At 74.2% G+C, this 16382-nt stretch carries 13 protein-coding genes; 10 read left to right on the forward strand and 3 right to left on the reverse strand.

Annotated features, from left to right (window positions below; all coding sequences use genetic code 11):
* Window positions 1-11 precede the first annotated feature (11 nt).
* Entirely contained in the window at window positions 12-1250 is a 1239-nt protein-coding gene (locus ACZ514_RS15505) for an ATP-grasp domain-containing protein (protein ID WP_468699097.1), read from the forward strand.
* A 52-nt stretch (window positions 1251-1302) separates the two neighbouring features.
* Here the strand turns inward: ACZ514_RS15505 and ACZ514_RS15510 are convergent, their stop codons facing one another.
* Window positions 1303-2271, reverse strand: a complete 969-nt coding sequence (locus ACZ514_RS15510) for a glycosyltransferase family 2 protein (RefSeq protein ID WP_468168437.1) — start codon at window positions 2269-2271, stop codon at window positions 1303-1305.
* Window positions 2272-2499: 228 nt separating this feature from the next.
* Here ACZ514_RS15510 and ACZ514_RS15515 point away from each other — a divergent pair, with 228 nt between their 5' ends.
* Genes ACZ514_RS15515 through ACZ514_RS15530 form a run of 4 tightly spaced genes read left to right on the forward strand, consistent with a single transcriptional unit; the run spans window position 2500 to window position 9491 of the window.
* Window positions 2500-3777 carry an FAD/NAD(P)-binding protein gene (locus ACZ514_RS15515; protein ID WP_469124927.1) on the forward strand — a complete coding sequence of 426 codons (1278 nt, stop codon included), beginning with the start codon at window positions 2500-2502 and terminating at the stop codon, window positions 3775-3777.
* Window positions 3774-5606, forward strand: coding sequence for an aminotransferase class I/II-fold pyridoxal phosphate-dependent enzyme (locus ACZ514_RS15520; protein WP_468168443.1), 1833 nt, complete (start codon window positions 3774-3776; stop codon window positions 5604-5606). Before ACZ514_RS15515 ends, ACZ514_RS15520 begins: the two co-directional genes overlap by 4 nt.
* Window positions 5606-8068 (forward strand): HAD-IIIC family phosphatase, encoded by a 2463-nt coding sequence (locus ACZ514_RS15525; RefSeq protein ID WP_468699105.1) that lies wholly within the window; start codon window positions 5606-5608, stop codon window positions 8066-8068. The genes ACZ514_RS15520 and ACZ514_RS15525 overlap by 1 nt, the downstream gene beginning before the upstream one ends.
* On the forward strand, window positions 8061-9491 hold the full coding sequence (locus tag ACZ514_RS15530) for an SDR family NAD(P)-dependent oxidoreductase (protein ID WP_468168449.1): 1431 nt from the start codon (window positions 8061-8063) through the stop codon (window positions 9489-9491). The genes ACZ514_RS15525 and ACZ514_RS15530 overlap by 8 nt, the downstream gene beginning before the upstream one ends.
* A gap of 8 nt (window positions 9492-9499) precedes the next feature.
* On the opposite strand, the gene ACZ514_RS15535 is transcribed toward ACZ514_RS15530, so the two are convergent.
* Window positions 9500-10249 carry an HAD family hydrolase gene (locus ACZ514_RS15535; RefSeq protein ID WP_468168452.1) on the reverse strand — a complete coding sequence of 250 codons (750 nt, stop codon included), beginning with the start codon at window positions 10247-10249 and terminating at the stop codon, window positions 9500-9502.
* A 59-nt stretch (window positions 10250-10308) separates the two neighbouring features.
* Here ACZ514_RS15535 and ACZ514_RS15540 point away from each other — a divergent pair, with 59 nt between their 5' ends.
* The 5 genes from ACZ514_RS15540 to ACZ514_RS15560 are packed head-to-tail and all read left to right on the forward strand — an operon-like array spanning window position 10309 to window position 15673.
* Window positions 10309-12210, forward strand: coding sequence for an amino acid adenylation domain-containing protein (locus ACZ514_RS15540; protein WP_469124928.1), 1902 nt, complete (start codon window positions 10309-10311; stop codon window positions 12208-12210).
* Window positions 12207-12452, forward strand: coding sequence for a phosphopantetheine-binding protein (locus tag ACZ514_RS15545; protein ID WP_388937813.1), 246 nt, complete (start codon window positions 12207-12209; stop codon window positions 12450-12452). Before ACZ514_RS15540 ends, ACZ514_RS15545 begins: the two co-directional genes overlap by 4 nt.
* A 12-nt stretch (window positions 12453-12464) precedes the next feature.
* Window positions 12465-13784 (forward strand): condensation domain-containing protein, encoded by a 1320-nt coding sequence (locus ACZ514_RS15550; RefSeq protein ID WP_469124929.1) that lies wholly within the window; start codon window positions 12465-12467, stop codon window positions 13782-13784.
* Window positions 13777-15009, forward strand: coding sequence for an MFS transporter (locus ACZ514_RS15555; RefSeq protein WP_468168461.1), 1233 nt, complete (start codon window positions 13777-13779; stop codon window positions 15007-15009). Before ACZ514_RS15550 ends, ACZ514_RS15555 begins: the two co-directional genes overlap by 8 nt.
* A gap of 58 nt (window positions 15010-15067) precedes the next feature.
* Window positions 15068-15673, forward strand: a complete 606-nt coding sequence (locus ACZ514_RS15560) for a hypothetical protein (RefSeq protein ID WP_469124930.1) — start codon at window positions 15068-15070, stop codon at window positions 15671-15673.
* Between the two features lie 5 nt (window positions 15674-15678).
* Here ACZ514_RS15560 and ACZ514_RS15565 read toward each other — a convergent pair whose 3' ends face one another.
* Window positions 15679-16101, reverse strand: a complete 423-nt coding sequence (locus ACZ514_RS15565; RefSeq protein ID WP_469124931.1) for a hypothetical protein — start codon at window positions 16099-16101, stop codon at window positions 15679-15681.
* Between the last annotated feature and the right edge of the window lie 281 nt (window positions 16102-16382).

Below are 16382 nucleotides of genomic sequence, written 5' to 3' on the forward strand. Positions count from 1 at the left end.
AGCGTGGGCGCATGCGCACACTCCCCCTCCTCGCAGTGGTGTTCGACCGCGGGTCCGCCGGATACATGGAGGTCCTCGCCTCAGCCCGCAAGCTGTGTTCCGTCGTGTTCGTCTGTGACGAGGACCTGCCCGGCTCGGCCGGTGTCGTGCGGCGGCTCGGCGAGGTCGCCCGGGTGCTCGACGTCACCGGGCTCACGCCGGACCGGCGACGCGCCGCCCTCCGGGAACTGCGCCCCGACGGCATCACCACCTTCAGCGAATACCGCCTCATGGCCACGGCGGAGCTGGCGCGGGCGTGCGGGCTGCCCTTCCACACCCCCGAGGTGGTGGCCGGCCTGGTGGACAAGGAGTCGCAGCGGGCGAGGCTGCGCGAGGCCGGCGTCCAGTCGACCCGTTGCGTGGGCGTACGGACGGTGGCGGAGGTGGCGGCCGCCCTCGACGCGGTCGGCCTGCCGGCGGTCCTCAAGCCGCGCAGCGGGGCGGGCAGCGTGGACACCTGCCGGGTCGACGGTGTCGAGCAGGCGCTGGCGGTCGCCGCCGACTTCCTGGCCGGCGGGGACGCGGAGTTCGTCGTGGAGGAGCTGCTGGCGGGGGATCCGGACGCCGCCGGGCCCGGATTCGGTGACTACGTGTCGGTGGAGTCGGTCAGCTGGGCGGGGACCGTCCGCCACGTCTGCGTGACGGGCAAGCTCCCGCTCGCCGAGCCCTTCCGGGAAACGGGCATGTTCCAGCCCGCCGCCCTGCCCGAGCCGCTGGCCGGCGAGGTGCTCGAGCTGACGGGCGCCGCCCTGCGCGCCCTCGGGATCACCGACGGCGTGACCCACGTGGAGATCAAGCTGACCCCGGACGGACCCCGGCTGATCGAGGTCAACGGCCGGATGGGCGGCTACGTGGGGGCCCTGCTGCGGCGCTCGACGGGCTTCGACCTGCTGCGCGCCGCGCTCCGCGCCGCCCTCGGTCTGCCGCCCGAGATTCCGGAACTGGCTTTCCGTGCAGTGGAGTTCGTCTACTTCGTGACACCGCCCGCCGACGCCGGTGCCACCCTGGCCGGGATCCGGGGGCTCGACGAGGTGGCCGGCATGGAGGAGGTCTGGCAGGTCAAGGCCGACGCCGCGGCGGGCCGCGCCCTGCACTGGCGCGCCGGTACGGAGGGCCACCTGGGCACCGTGCACGGCACCGCCGCCGACCACGACCGGCTCCGGACCGTCCTCGGAGCCATCGGCACGGCCATCCGGCTCGACTACGCCTGACCGGGCTCTGGCCGGGCCCCGGCCTCGCCGGCCCCGGCGCCGAACCCGCCGGTCACAGCGGGATGGTGGGGTCCAGCGGCTCCCGCAGCCGCCGCGCCACCAGGGCCCGTACCGGTGCGGCCAGCGGGGCCAGGTCCCACCAGCGGCCCGGGAACATCAGCCGGAAGAGCCGGAGGTTGCGCAGGGCCACCGCCGTCGGCCGCAGCGGCACGCACGACACCAGCAGCGCCGTCCGCAGGGCGCGCAGGTGGTGCGCGGGGCGCCGCGAGGCCAGCAGGGACTGGGCGAAGGCGTTGCGGTAGGCCCACCACATCATCTCGTGGCGCTCCGCGCCGATCTGCATCCGGGTGTTCGGCTCGCCCGAGTGCGGGTCCGCCGAGTGGGCGAGGCCGGCGGCGATGTGGTGGACGTACGGATACCGGTCGGCCACCCGCCACAGCAGGGTGCCGTCCAGCCCGAGCCCGTGGCTGAACTCGAACGGCAGGTTGCTGGGCAGCTCGTCCTGGAAGACGTCGAGCAGATCGGCCCTGCGCATCAGGGTGCAGGAGGCGCTGACGGGCACCTGGTCCTCGACCGTGGCCGACCGCACCAGGAACTCCAGCGAGGACATCCGCCCCTCGCGGTGCAGGTAGCAGGTCTGCGGCCGCTCGTAGTGCCACGTCATCGCCGTGAACACGAATCCCGCGCGCGGGGACCGGTCGAGCACCTCCACCGAGCGCTGCACCGCGTCCGGGGATATCCAGTCGTCGGAGAAGAGGAGCTTGACGTATTCCCCCTCGCTCAATTCGAGTGCGCGACGCCAGTTCAGGACCCGTGGGAGCAATGAATCATTGCGGTACGCCCGCACCCGCGCATCGGATTCGGCGATTTTCCTGATGACGTCCCAGGTCTCGTCCGTACTCGCATTGTCAACGACGACGACTTCAATATCGCTATAAGTCTGTTCGAGGGCGCTGCGTACGGCGCGCTCTACCTCCGCAGGCCGGTTGTACACCGGGATACAGATGCTGACCTTGGTCATCGCGCGCTCCCTTTCGTCGAGTGGGCACATTGAAGCACAGTCCGTCAACGGACGGCGCAGTGAACGGACATGGCCATTGGCGGCCTCCGTGATCAAGTCGTGTTGACTTATCGTTCACCCCGTGTTTGGTTTATTCGGCGATCAGTTCAGCCATTCCCGGCCCAACTCGCGCACACCACGCAGGCGGTTATGCCGGGACGGAGAACCATGCTCTTGGGGGAAACTCTCTTGCCGTCTGCCGACCACTCCTTCGGCTTTGTGTTCTGCGGTGGAGGACCCGCAGCACTCGGCCCGGTCATCACCGCCGCCCGCTCCGGCCGCCTCGACGAGCTGCTCGGCCGGGGCATCGCCCTCGTCGAACCCGGGCCCGTCGGACCCGGCGGCCTCGCCCACTACCGCATCGGCGCCAACTCCCTCGGCGGCCCCTTCCTGGAGTGCCTCGACGGCCTCGGCGACACCGGACCGTTCGCCGCCCTCCACGCGCTGCCCGAGACCCGGCTGCTGAGGGCCCACGCCGACGGCCACCCGCCGCTGTCGGTGGTCGCCCCCTTCCTGAGCCGCCTCGGCGCCGTCGTGGCCGGCCTGCTGGAGGCGCACCCGCGCTGCGAAGTCCTGCGGGACCGCGCCGAGGCCGTCCGGCTCACCGCCGACGGCGTCGCCGTCACCACCGGCTCCGGCCGCCGGATCACCGCCGGGCGCGCCGTGCTCGCCACCGGCGGCCGTCCGCTCACCGGGTACGCCGACGCCGAGGTGGCCCCCGGCCTGGAACTGGCCCCCCACCGCGACAAGGTCGTGCACTCCTCGTCGCTCATCGACGCCCGCCACACCCCGCCCCCCGCACGCGGCAGGGCCGTCGTCGTGGGCGGTTCGCACAGCGCCTGGTCGGCCGTCGACCTGCTGCTGGCGGGGGAGACCGACGGGATCACGGTGATCCACCGCACCGCGCTGCGGCTGTGGTACGACAGCGCGGACGAGGCCCGCGCCGACGGGTACGCCTTCGACCCCGAGCTGGACGTCTGTCCGGTCAACGGCCGCGTCAACCGCTACGGGGGCCTGCGCGGCCGTGCCCACGAGCTGGCCAGGGCCGCGCTCGGGCTGCCCGGCGCGCCCCCCGCCCCCGTGGGCCTGCTCCGCGCCGGCGACCCGCGGGACGCCGAAGCGGCCCACAAGGCGCTCGCCGAGGCCGACGTCATCGTCATGGCCAACGGCTTCGAGGCCGACCTGCCGCCCCTCCACCACGCCGACGGCACCGCGCTCACCCCTGCCACCGGCCCCACCGGCACCGTCGTCACGGACCGGGGCCACCTCGTGGACGTCCACGGCACGGCCCACCCCCGCCTCGTCGCGTACGGGCTGGGAGCCGGACTGGCCCCCTCCGCCGACATCGGCGGCGAACCGAGCTACACCCGCAGAGCCGACGGGGTCTGGCTCTACCAGCACGACATCGGCGAGATCGTCCTCGACGACCTGCTGCACACCACCACCACGGGGGAGAACCACATATGAAAAGGCCGACCAGGGCAGTCGTCCTCGCCGCGGGACTGGGCCGCCGTCTCGGGCTCGACCATGCCAAGCCGCTGCTCCCGGTGGCCGGCACGCCCATCCTGCTCCGCACCCTCGACAGCCTCGCCGCCGCGGGCGTCCGCGAGGCCGTCCTCGTCGTCGGCCACCTCGCCGACGACGTGCGCGCCGCGGTCGGGGAGACCCACGCCGGCATGAGCGTCACGTACGTCCACTCCGACGCCTACCGCACCACCAACAACGCCTACTCCCTGTGGCTGGCCCGCGAACAGCTGGACCAGGACGTCTACCTCGTCGAGGGCGACGTGGTCTTCGACCCCGAACTGCCCCTCGCCCTCGCCGCCGCGGACGGCGAGGTGATCACCGCCGTGGCTCCGCACCGCCCTCCGATGAATGGAACCGTCGTCACCCTCGGCGCCGACGGCACCGTCTCGGAGATGCTGCTGCCCGCCCAGCAGGGTCCCGAGGTCGACCTCGGCGAGACCTTCAAGACCGCCAACGTCCACCTGCTGCGCGAGCGCTACCTGCGCGAGGAGTTCGTACCCGCGCTCACCGCCCTGATCGCCGACGGCGGCCACGGCGCCTACTACGAGCTGGTCATCGCCGACACCGTCACCGGCGGCCGCTTCCCCGTCCACGGCGTCGACTGCGGACACCTGCGCTGGTACGAGGTGGACGACCTGACCGACCACGCCGCCGCCGAGTACCTCTTCGCCGACGCCGACGACCGGCTGGCCATCCTGGAGAACCTGCACGGCGGCTACTGGCGCTACGACCTCGTCGACCACCGCCTCCTGTACAACCTGTACTTCCCGCCGGCGTCCCTGGTGGACGAGCTCGCCCACGACTTCCGCGACGCCCTCGTCCACTACCCCGTCGGCCACCTGCCGCTCCAGCAGCTCCTCGGAGCCGCGATCCGCCAGCCGGCCGACCGGCTGGTCGTCGCCAACGGCGCCTCCGAACTCATCAAGATCCTCGGCGGTCTGCTGGGCCGCGTCGGGCTCGTCGTCCCGGGCTTCAACGAGTACGAGGCCGTCTTCGACGAGGCGGACATCCACCGCATCCAGCTGCCCGCCCCGGCCTTCACCATGGACCCCGCACGGGTCGCCGAGGAGGCCCGGCGGGCCGGCGTGGCCGCCGTGATCATCACCTCGCCCAACAACCCCACCTCGATGGCCGTCCCGCGCGCCGACCTCGTCTCCCTGGCCCGCCTGCTGGCCGCCGCCGGGATCCGGCTGGTCGTGGACGAGTCCTTCGTGGACTTCTGCGCACCGGGCCACAGCCTGGAGCCCGACCTCGCCGAACTGCCCGGCCTGACCGTCGTCAAGAGCATGAGCAAGGTCTACGGCATCGGCGGACTGCGCCTGGGCTACCTGCTCTCGGCCGACCTCGCCTTCGTCGCCGACGTCCGCGCCGCCCTGCCCATCTGGAACGTCAACGGCTTCGCCGAATCCTTCCTGCGGCTGCTGCCCCGCTACCGGGACGCCTTCGCCGCCAGCTGCGCCCAGGTCCGGCGCGACCGCGACGAACTCGCCGGCCTGCTCGCGGCCCTGCCCGGCGTCACGGTCTACCCCCCGGACGCGAACTACGTGATGCTGCGCCTGCCGGAGGGCACCTCCGCGCTCGACGTCGTCCGGCGCACCTTCTCCGGCCACGGCATCCTCATCAAGGACTGCGGCGGCAAGTCCATGCCGGACGGCGACCGCTACCTCAGGGTGGCCTGCCGCGCCCCCCAGGAGAACGCCCGGCTGGCCGACGCGCTCGCCGCCGTCATGGCCGAACGGCCCACCCCCCTGGCCACGGGAGCCTCCTGATGCCCGCCGCGTCCCGCCGGGACGAGATCCACGCCGCGCTGAAGTCCGTCCTGCGCCCCCACGACCGCCTGATGGTGCTGCACTCCAGCCTGTTCGCCTTCCGCACCCCAGCCGAGGGGCTGCGCGGCGACCTGCTCGCCGCGCTGCGCGCACTGGTCGCCGAGGGCGTCACGGTCGCCCTGCCCGCCGTCACCTTCGAGTTCTGCCGGACGAAGGAGTACCACCACCGCACCTCCGCCCCCAGCACCGGCGTCCTCGTCGAATGGTTCCTCGGCCTGCCCGAGGTCCGCCGCACCCCCCACCCCGTGTACTCCTTCGCCGTGGCCGGCCCCCTCGCCGACGAACTGGCCTCCTGCCCGCCCGACACCGCCTTCGGCGCGGGCACCGTCTTCGAGCTGTTCGAACGCCATGACGCGCGCATCGTCACCCTCGGCGCCGCATGGAACTCCTGCACCCAGGTCCACCGCTACGAGGAGCTGGGAAAGGTCCCGTACCGCCACCCCATGACCGTGAGCGGCACCGCCGACTTCGGCGCCGGGCCCGTCTCCGTGGACCTCGAGATGATCGTCCGCGACACCGCCCTGAACTCCACCCTGGACTTCACCCCCGTCTTCGACCGGCTGCGCGAGGACGGCGCGCTCGCCCGCACCGGCCTGTGGGGGGCCGCCGTGGAGGCGGTGTCCACCCGGGAACTGGCCCGCACGTGCCACGAACTGATCACCGCGGACCCGTACGTGCTGGTCCGCGAACCCCGCGTGATCGAGCACCGGGCCCGCCAGCTGGCCGCCGCGCCCGTACGGCTGGCCCTGCTGGGCACCCGCAACCTGGAGATCCTGGCCGCCGAGGTCAGCGCCGAGGGACGGCGGGTCCTCGGTTCCGCGCCGCACACCGTCCACACACCCGCGTACGGCACGCTCGCCCGCGAGATCCACGACCCCGCCTCCGGCCTGCGCGGATTCGACCCGCACGTGAGCTTCTTCACCGACCGGCTCGAGGACGTCCTCGCCTCCGACGCCCTCGGCCCCGCCGACGGTGAACGCCTCGCCGAGGCGATGGAGCACTACACCGGACTGGTCCGCGCCTACGCCGAGACCACCGACCGGCCCGTCTTCGTCCTGTCCTTCGCCCCGCTCCAGCCCTCCCCGCTGTCCACCGGCCCCCTGCTGCGCGAGGCGGACCGGCTGCTGCGGGACGCCCTCGACGGCTACGAACACGTCCACGTCGTCGAACTGCCCGAGATCATCGCCCGCGCCGGCGGCGGCCCCCTCGTCGACCAGCGGCTGTGGCTGGTGGGCCGGGTCCCCTACGGCGCCGCCCTGAGCCGCGCGCTGGCCCGCAGGTTCTGGGGACTCACCCTGTCGGTGACCGGCCGCACCGCGCGGGTCATCGTCACCGACCTGGACAACACCCTGTGGCACGGCGTCGTCGGCGAGGACGGCGTCGACGGCATCCAGATCGGCACCGACCACCCGGGCAACGCGCACAGCAGGCTCCAGCGCGCCCTCAAGTCCCTGCGCGAGCAGGGAGTCGCGCTCGCCATCAGCAGCAAGAACGACGAGGACCTCGCCCTGCGCGCGATCCGGGAGCACTCCGGGATGGTGCTGCGCGAGGACGACTTCGTCGCGACGGAGATCAGCTGGCGGCCCAAGGCCGAGGCCATCGCCGACATCGCCGAACGCCTCAACGTGGGCCTCGGGCACGTGCTGTTCCTCGACGACAACCCCGTGGAGCGCGCCCGTGTCCGGGAGTTCCTGCCCCAGGTGATCGTGCCGGAACTGCCCGAGGACCCCGCCGGATACGCCGACGCCCTGCTCGACAGCCCCTACACCACCGTGTTCAACGTGACCGACGCCGACCGGCGCCGCACCGAGCAGTACCGCGCCCGCGAGAAGGTGGAACGCCAACGGCGCGGCTTCGAGCGGATCGAGGACTTCTACGCCTCGCTCGGCACCGAACTGCACATCAGCCCCCTGACCGAGGGCAACACGGCGCGCGCCGAACAACTGTGCGCGAAGACGAACCAGTTCAACACGACGACCCGCCGGTACACCCGCGCCGAACTGCGCCGCCTCGCCGCGGCCGCCGACTCGGACGTGTTCGTCCTCGCCGTGGCCGACCGGTTCAGCGCCCGCGAGGACCTGGGCCTGCTGGTGCTCACCCACCAGGGTTCCGAGAGCACCGTGGACACCTACCTGCTGTCCTGCCGCGTCCTGGGACGTGGCGTCGAGGAGGGCGCGCTGCGCTGGCTGGCGGCGTCCCTGTCCGCCGGCGGACGCACCCGCCTGCACGGGCTCGTCATCCCCACCGAGCGCAACGCGCCCTGCCGCTCCGTGTTCGCGGACGCCGGCTTCGGACCCGGAGCGGCCGAGGGGACCTGGCGGCTGGACCTGACCGGCGAGCACCACGCCCCCGCGTGGCTGCGGATCGTCGACCACACCGAGGCGGAGAACCACCGTGCATGACGTCAAGCCGGGCGACATCGCCCACAGCAGCCACACCTTCACCGCCTCCGAGTTCACGGCCTTCGCCGCCGTCACCGGAGACCACAACCCCCTGCACCACGACCCCGGACACGCCGCCGAGACCGAGTTCGGCACACCGATCGTCCCCCTCGTGATGACCCTCGGCCCGGTGTCCGCGCTGATCGGCATGGTGCTGCCCGGACCCGGGGCCGTCATCCTCGGCACGGAGTTCCGCCCCGTGCGCCCCGTCTCCTTCGGCCGGCCCGTCCACTACTCGCTGCGCGTGACCGCGGTCAGCGGCGCCGGCGTGCTGACCTGCCGGGTGCTGGCGTACCAGGACCGCGAGGTCGTGCTCGAGGGCGAGGTGCGCAGCACCGCCCGCGCCCCCCGCCCGCGGCCCGACGCGACCACCGGCGGACTGCTGCTCCCGGCCGACGCGGCCCGCACCGCCGTCGTCACCGGCGCCGCCGGGGACATCGGCTCGGCCGTCGCCCGCGAACTGGCCCGTCAGGGCTGGGACCTGGCGCTCGTGCACCGCGGCGGCGCCGAGGACCTCGTACGGCAGTGCGAGGAGGCCGGGGTCACCGTGCACTCGGTGACGGCCGACCTCGCCGACCCCGCCGCCCGCGGGGCCGCCGCCGCGGAGATCGCCGCGCTGCGGCCGGCCGCACTGGTGCACGCCGCCGCCGCACCGCTGGCCGCCGGCCACACCGCGCACCTGGAGGTGGGCTACGCGGCACTGCGCGACCTGGCCGACGCGGTCCTCGACGGGATGCTGCTGCGCCAGCGCGGAAGCGTGGTCCTGATCGGCTCGGAGGCCGTCCGCTACCACCCGCGCGGCTGGTCGGACTACGTCGCCGGCAAGGCCGCCGCCGAGAGCGTGCTGCACGGCATCGACCGCCACCACGGCGCCCACGGCATCCGCGCCGTCGTCGTGGAGCCGGGCTACGTCCAGGGCCGCTACTCGGCCGGCGTACGCCCCGAAGGGCTCGGCCTGCTGCCCGAGGAGGTGGCCGAGGTCGTCGCCGCCGAAGCCGCCGATGCGGACGCCCCCGCGCGGCGGGTGTGGCTCACCACGGGCGGTATCACCCGCTTCGCCCTCGACGGCACCCCCGAGGGCGCCGCCGCACCGTCACGGGACGGCGCCCCGGGCCCGCGCACGGAGGCCACCGCCGCACCCGCGGCCGCCCCCGGGGACCTCGCGGACCGGGTGGAGGCCGCCGTACGCGGGGTCCTGGGCCCGGACGCCGACGTACGCGGCGGCGGGGTCGGGCTCACCCCGGGCTGGGACTCGCTGGGCCAGCTGCAGATCGTCCTCGCGGTGGAGGCGGAGTTCGGCATCCGGCTTCCCGCCACCGCCCTCACCGGCGCCGGCCGCTTCGACCGGCTGGTCCGGGTGGTCGCCGAGCAGGCCGGGACGTGAGCGTGCGGTCAGTTCCAGCAGGGGCAGGCCACCGGGCGGGCGGTGAACGCCCGGTCCGGGTGCGGCTCGGGGGCGACCCGTCCGGCCGGCGGAACCAGGGTGAAGTCGCCGGCCGGGTCGACCTGGTCGAAGGAGGCGAACAGGTGGGTGCGCGGGAACCAGTCGCCGAACGGCGTCGTGGCCGCGCCGATGCCGATGAACTCGCTGCCCGTCGCCACGGCGGCCCGTACGTCCCAGGGACCGTCGCCGACGCACACCACCCGCTCGAAGCCGCCGCCGTTGCGCTCGACGGCCTGGTGGACGGCCTCGCGCACCACGTGCTCGCGGAAGGTGTGCTCGCTCGCGGTGGACACCGGCCCGCCGGCCCCGCCGCCCAGCGGAGCCAGCTTGGCCGCGGTCACCTCCCGCAGGCCGCCCGTGGCGAAGGCCACCGCGTACGCGCCGTCGGCCTCCAGCGCCCGCAGGAAGGCGGCGGCGCCCGGTATCTCCTCGACGCCCTCGCCGGCGGTGACGGCCAGGAAGTGCTCGTTGAGCAGGCCGGCGAACCGCCGCACCTCGGCCTCGCCGGGGAGGCGGCCGGTGTTGCGGCGGAAGACCTCGCGGAAGATCCACGAGTCGGTGTGGTGCGCGTAGCCGCCCCACGCCGGGTCGATGTCGGTGAGCCCGCAGTCCTCCAGCGCCGCGTGGAAGGCGGCCTGGTGGGGGGCGACGCTGCGCAGCAGCGTTCCGTCGATGTCGAAGACGATCAGGGTGGTCATGTCCTGCTCCCTCGGTCGGCTGTACGCACTTTTCAAGATCGTAGGGGAAGGGGCTGGACATGCCGTCGAACGTGACCGGGCACACCGCCCGGGTGATCCGGCTGGAAGCGGAAGCCGTCGCGGCGGCCGAAACGCTCGCGCGGGCGGCGGGCACCACGGCCGAACGCGTCCTCGGCACGGCGTGCGCGGCGCTGGTGGCACGGCTGTGCCGGACCGACAGCGCGACCCTCGCCGCCGGGCCGGCCGCGGGCCCGGCGGCCGGCGGACCGTCCGCCCGGCGACGGCCCGACGGCACCGCCGAGTTCCCCCTCACGGAGGTGCCGGACGACATCGCCGCCGCGGTCGCCGACGCGGCGGGCCCCTTTGTCGCCGCGGCGCTGGCCGAACCCGGCCGCCCCCTCGGCGAGCTCGACCTGACGGACGAGACCCACTGGAAGCAGCTCTCGGCCTGGTCCGGCGAGGACGGCGGGACCGTCGGAGAACCGGCGCACCGGATGTTCGCCGCCTGGGCGGCCCGCCGGCCGGACGCCGTCGCGGTGTCCTGCGACGGCGGCTTGCTGACCTACCGCGAACTCCTGGAGTACGCCAACGGCATCGCCCGCGCGCTGCGGGACCGCGGCATCCGCCCCGGGGACGCCGTGGGGCTGCTGTTCGAGCGGAGCGCGGAATCCGTGGCGGCGACCGTCGCGGTGGCGATGGCCGGGGCCGTCGCCGTGCCGCTCGACCCGCACTACCCCGAGCCCCGGCTGCGCCTGATGCTGGAGGGCCCGGCGGTGGCCCTCACCCTGACGGCCGGGCCCCCCGCGCCCGGAGCGTCCGCCCCGCCGGGGGCCACCCTCAGCGTGCTGGGCATCGCCCCCCGCGCCGAGACGCCGGACGCACCGGTCCCCGAGGTGGCCACGGTGATGTACACCTCCGGGTCGACCGGGCGGCCCAAGGGCGTCCGCCTCACCCACCGGGGCATCGCCCGCCTCACCCGTGACGAACGGATCGACTTCGGCCCCGGTGACGCGGTCCTGCACCTGGCACCCGCCACCTTCGACGCGGCGCTGCTGGAGGTGTGGTGCACCCTGGCCCGGGGCGCCCGCCTGGAGGTCGCCCCGCCCGGCCCGCTGTCCCTGGCCGAGCTGGCCGACCTGATCACCGCACGGGAGGTCAGCGCGCTCTGGCTGACCGCCGGACTGTTCCACCAGCTGGCCGAGCACCGCCCCGACGCCTTCGCGGGCGTACGGCGGCTGTTCACCGGCGGCGACGTCGTCTCCCCGCACCACGTCGCCACCGTACTGTCCCGCCACCGGGCCCTGACCGTGGTCAACGGCTACGGCCCCACCGAGAACACCACCTTCACCTGCTGCCACCCGCTGCGCGAACCCCCCGCACCGGGAGCGGTCACCGTCCCCATCGGCACCCCCGTCCGCGGTACCCGGGTGTACGTGGTCGACCGCGCCGGCCACCCCGTCCCCCCGGGTGTGCCGGGCGAGCTGTGGGCCGCCGGGGACGGCCTGGCGGCCGGATACCTGAACCTGCCGGAGCAGACCGCCGAGCGCTTCCCCGTGCCCGCCTCCGGACGGCTGCGCGGCATCCGCTGCTACCGCACCGGCGACCTCGCCCGCTTCCGGCCGGACGGAACCCTGGAGTTCCTCGGCCGCGAGGACGGCCAAGTCAAGATCAACGGCCACCGCATCGAACCGGGCGAGGTCGAACAGGCCGTCCTCGCCCAGCCCGGCGTACGCGGCGCCTGCGTCCTCGTGGAGAGCGACCCCCTCGGCGGCAAGCGGCTCGCCGCGTACATCGAGGGCGACGACCGGAAACTGGCCAAGGCCGTCCGCGCGGGACTGCGCGCCGCCCTGCCGGCCTACCTGGTGCCCGCCCGCTACATCGTCATCGACAGGCTTCCGTTGACCGCCAACGGAAAGATCGACAGGAACCGGCTGCGCGCCGGAGAGAGCGAGTCCCGATGAACACCCCCGTACGGGAGACCGTGGAGCGGATCTGGTCCGAGGTCCTCGGCACCGCCATCGACGAGGAGTCCGACTTCTTCCTCCTCGGCGGCCATTCCCTGCTCGCCACCCAGATGGTGGCCCGGCTGGAGGCGGCCCTCGGCGTCCGGGTCACCATGCGCGAGGTCCTCGAGTACCCCGAGTTCGGCGAGTTCGCCGACCTGGTCGCCGAGCGCGCCGCCACCGGCCTCCCCACCGCCTAGGAGCACACGCACATGTCCGCACCACTGTCCCTGCCGACCCTGAGCTACCAGGAGGGCCGGCTGCTGATGGACGAGCGGGCCCGCGCCCTCGGCGTCCCCTCGGTCCGCACGATCTCCCAGGCCTACCGGGTCCGCGGGCCGCTGGAGCTGCCGCTGCTCGACCGGGCCCTGGCCCGGCTGGCCCAGCGCCACGAGGCGTTGCGCACCCGGTTCGACGGCCCCCGGCGGCAGACCGTGCTGCCCGCCGTCACCCTGCGCGCCGAGGTGCACGACGCCCACGGCGACGAGGCCGCGGCCGTCGCCCTGGTGCGGACCGAGGCGGACCGTCCGCTCCCGGCCGGACGCGACGAGCGGCTGAGGGTGAGCGTGGTGCGCGTCGCGGACGAGGACCACTTCGTCGTCCTCGTCTTCGACCACCTCGTCGTCGACGGCTGGGCACGCGGCGTGCTCACCGACGAACTCTCCGCCCTCTACGGGGAGCTGGCGGCCGGCCGCGAGGCGCGGCTGCCGGAGGTCGCGTACGCCTACCGGGACCACGTACGCGAACAGAGCGGCCTGCTGGCGGGCCCCGACGGCGAGCGCATGATGTCCTTCTGGCGCGAGCGCCTGGCCGGCACCGGCGCGATACCCCGCCTGGACGTTCCCAAGCGGGAGCCCGGCGCCGCGCCGGAAGGCGGCTACCAGGTCCGCCGGCTGTCCCCGGAACTCGTCGCCTCGGTCCGGGGCTTCGCGGCCCGAGAGCGCGTCACCCTCTTCATGCTGGTGCTGTGCGCCCTCAACGTCGCCCTGCGCGAGCACACCGGCAAGGACGACCAGGCCGTGGCGGTCAACGTCTACAACCGGGAGACGGAGGGCCGGGAGAACCTGGTGGCCCCGCTCGCCGAACTCCTCGTCGTGCGCAGCGACCTATCCGGCGCCGGCACCTTCCGGGCCGCCCTCCGCCGCGTGCGCTCGGACAGCCTCGACGCCCAGGAGAACGCCGCCGTCCCCTTCGCCGAACTGGTGAAGGCCTTCAACCCGCGGGAGTACGCCGACCCCGACGCCCCCATCGGCGTCGTCCTCAACATGCTCTACTCCCAGCTCCACGGCGGAGGCCTCGACCTGTCACCCGCCACCACCACCCCCTTCCCCCTGTCGGACGAGGGCTTCCGCCCGCGCAGCGAGCTGATGCTCGTCGGGGAAGCGGGCGGCGACGAGCTGACCTTGGCCGCGTACTACCAGGCCGACCGGCTGCCCGGGGCCTTCGTCACCGGCCTGCTCGACCGGCTGGTCGCCCTGCTGGAGACCGTCGTCGGCGAACCGCTGCTGCCGCTGGACGGCGGCCGTGGCTGACCGCCGGGACGAGAGCCTGCTGCGCGCCGCGTTCATCGTCTCCACCTGCGGGGACTGGGTGTTCCGCTTCGCGCTGCCGCTGCTGGTGCTCCAGCTGACCGGTTCGGCCTTCCTGGCCGCGTTCACCTACGCGCTGGAGTTCGTCCCGTACGTGCTGGTCGGGCTGTTCAGCGGGGTGGTCGCCGACCGGGCGGACCGGCGCCGCCTGATGACCGGCTGCGACCTGTGCTCGGCGGTGGTGGTCGGCGTCATCGGCCTGCTGTGCCTGCTGGACAGCCCGCCCGTGTCCGCCGTGTACGTCGCCGCGTTCGTGCTGGCCTGCATGCGCCCGCTGTACTTCCCCGCCTTCCAGGGCTTCCTGATGGAACGGGTCCCGCAGGAGCGGCGCGCGGTGATGAACGCGTGGGTCCAGGGGTCGGAGAGCCTGCTGAACATGCTCGGGCCGATCGCGGGCATCAGCGTCGTCGCGTTCCTCGGCCCGGCGGCGGCCAGCGGCGTCAACGCCGTCTCGTTCGCCCTGTCGGCCCTCCTCGTCTTCCTCACCGCCGCCGCCCCGGCGCACGCCGCGAGGACCCCGCTGCGCGAGGCGGTGCGCGGCATGGGCCCCGACCTGCTCACGGGATTCCGGCTCCTGTTCGCCGAACCCGTGCTCCGGCAGGGCACCATCCTGCTGACCCTGACCAACTTCGCCGTGCACGCCGTCGAGGCGAACCTCGTGTACGTGGTCACGGACGCCACCGGGCAGTCGAGCTTCGTCCTCGGGCTGGTCGTCGCCGCCCAGGGCGCGGGCGCGGTGGCGGGCGCCGCCTTCGTGCCCCGGCTGCTCAAGCGCTTCAGCGAGGGCCGGCTGCTGTCCGCCGGGATGGGGGCGCTCGCCGTGGCCCTGCTGGCCCCCGCCGTCACCGCGGACGTCCGGCTCCTGGCCCCGGCCTGGGCCGTGGCGGGTGCGGCGACCTCACTGATCGTGGTCGGCTGGTTCACGTACCGGCAGAAGGTCGTCGACGCCGCGTTCATGGGCCGGGTGGTCGCCGTGAACCGCGCCGTCTCCTTCGCGGCGATCCTGCCGGCGGCGCTGCTGGGCGGCTGGGTGGCGGCCGGATTCGCACCCGCGGCCCTGTTCGCGGCCGCCGGCGCCGTGCAGGCGCTCGCCTGGATCGCCACGGCGGCGGGCCCGGTCGGCAGGGCGGGCCGCACACCCGCCCCGGTGATCATGAAAGCCGGATGATGGGAGAGAATGCCCATCACCGGACATGACCACCCGAAGAAGGACAGGAGCGCACCCGTTGAACGAGGAGATGCGCCAGCACGCCCGGGAGTTCCTCCAGCCGGGGGAGCACCTCATAGCCGTCTGCTCCCACGACCTCGGCCCGGGGGTCCCCACCCCTCCCGAGTCGATGCTCCCCCCACCGGAGCCGGCCGGCCTCCAGCAGCGGATCGAGGCGAGACTGTCCCGCCCGCTGCGCCACCTGGCCAAGCCCCGGGCGCTGGAACACCGGCGGCCGAGGCCGGCCGGCGCGGCGGACGCCGCCGGCCGGACCCCCGACGCGGCGGAGGCCAAGGGCATGGAGGGCGGCTGGCAGAGCGCCGCCGGAGACTTCGTCATCGGCCGGGCCGGCGTACGCGGGCCGCACACCTGCGTACTGGCCCTGACCGACCGGCGGTGGTTCGCCCTCGGTGACGTGTCGCCGCTGTGGCACACGACGCCCGTGATGAAGCAGTACTGGGAAGCGCCCCGCTCGGCCGTGGCCGCCGTACGCGCCAACCCGGCGGGCGCCGCGCGGTTCGGCCGCATGGACATCGAGTTCACCGACGGTTCCTGGGTCGCCCTCCTGGCCACGGTCCCGGCGCACGCCACGCCCTTCGCCGCCGCCTCCGCCCGCTACCGCTGAACCCCTCAGGGCGCCGGGCAGTCGTCCTGCTCCTCCATCGGCACGGTGACGCAGTACGCCCCCCCGGGGAGCGCCCCGGGTCTCCTCCACCACGGAGGCGGGGACGGTGAACACGGCCGTCCCCGAGCCGGGCCGGAAGCCGTACAGGAGGACGCGGTGGCCGCCCTCGCGAGGTCCTCGCGCGCGGTGCCCGGCGGCACGAACCGCCACTTCTCGCTCTGCGGCACGCCGTTGCCGAGCTCGTGCACCGTCAGCTCGCGGTGGGCGAAGAGCGAGTCGGACGGTCCGAGCGCGTCGGAGGCCAGCCCGGCCGAGGTGGGCCGCGCCGTGGTCGCGTACTGCTTGCCGCCGGCCGTGACGGTCACCTCGACGGGCTCGCCCGGCGCGAACCCGCTCAGGCACAGCGCCACCTCGTCCGGGGTCGGCACCGCGTCCGGCCGCGGATGTTGCCGATCCACACCGCGGGCCGCTCGCCGGCCCCCGGGATCCGGCCCGGGTCGGCGGCGCAGTCCGGAGCGGCCCCGTCACCGGCCGCGATGATCGTGATCTGCCGCGCCGCAGTGCGTCGGTGGCCGGGTCCGCGGTCACCGACGGTGACCCGGAGCGCGTCACGGTCGGCGTCACGGTCGGCGCGACCGAGGTGGCGTCGGCGGCGCGGCTGGTGGTGACCGGCGGAACGGGCGCCTCGGGGGCACCGCCCGAGGCGCCG

Source organism: Streptomyces sp. NPDC034086 (genome assembly GCF_055575515.1).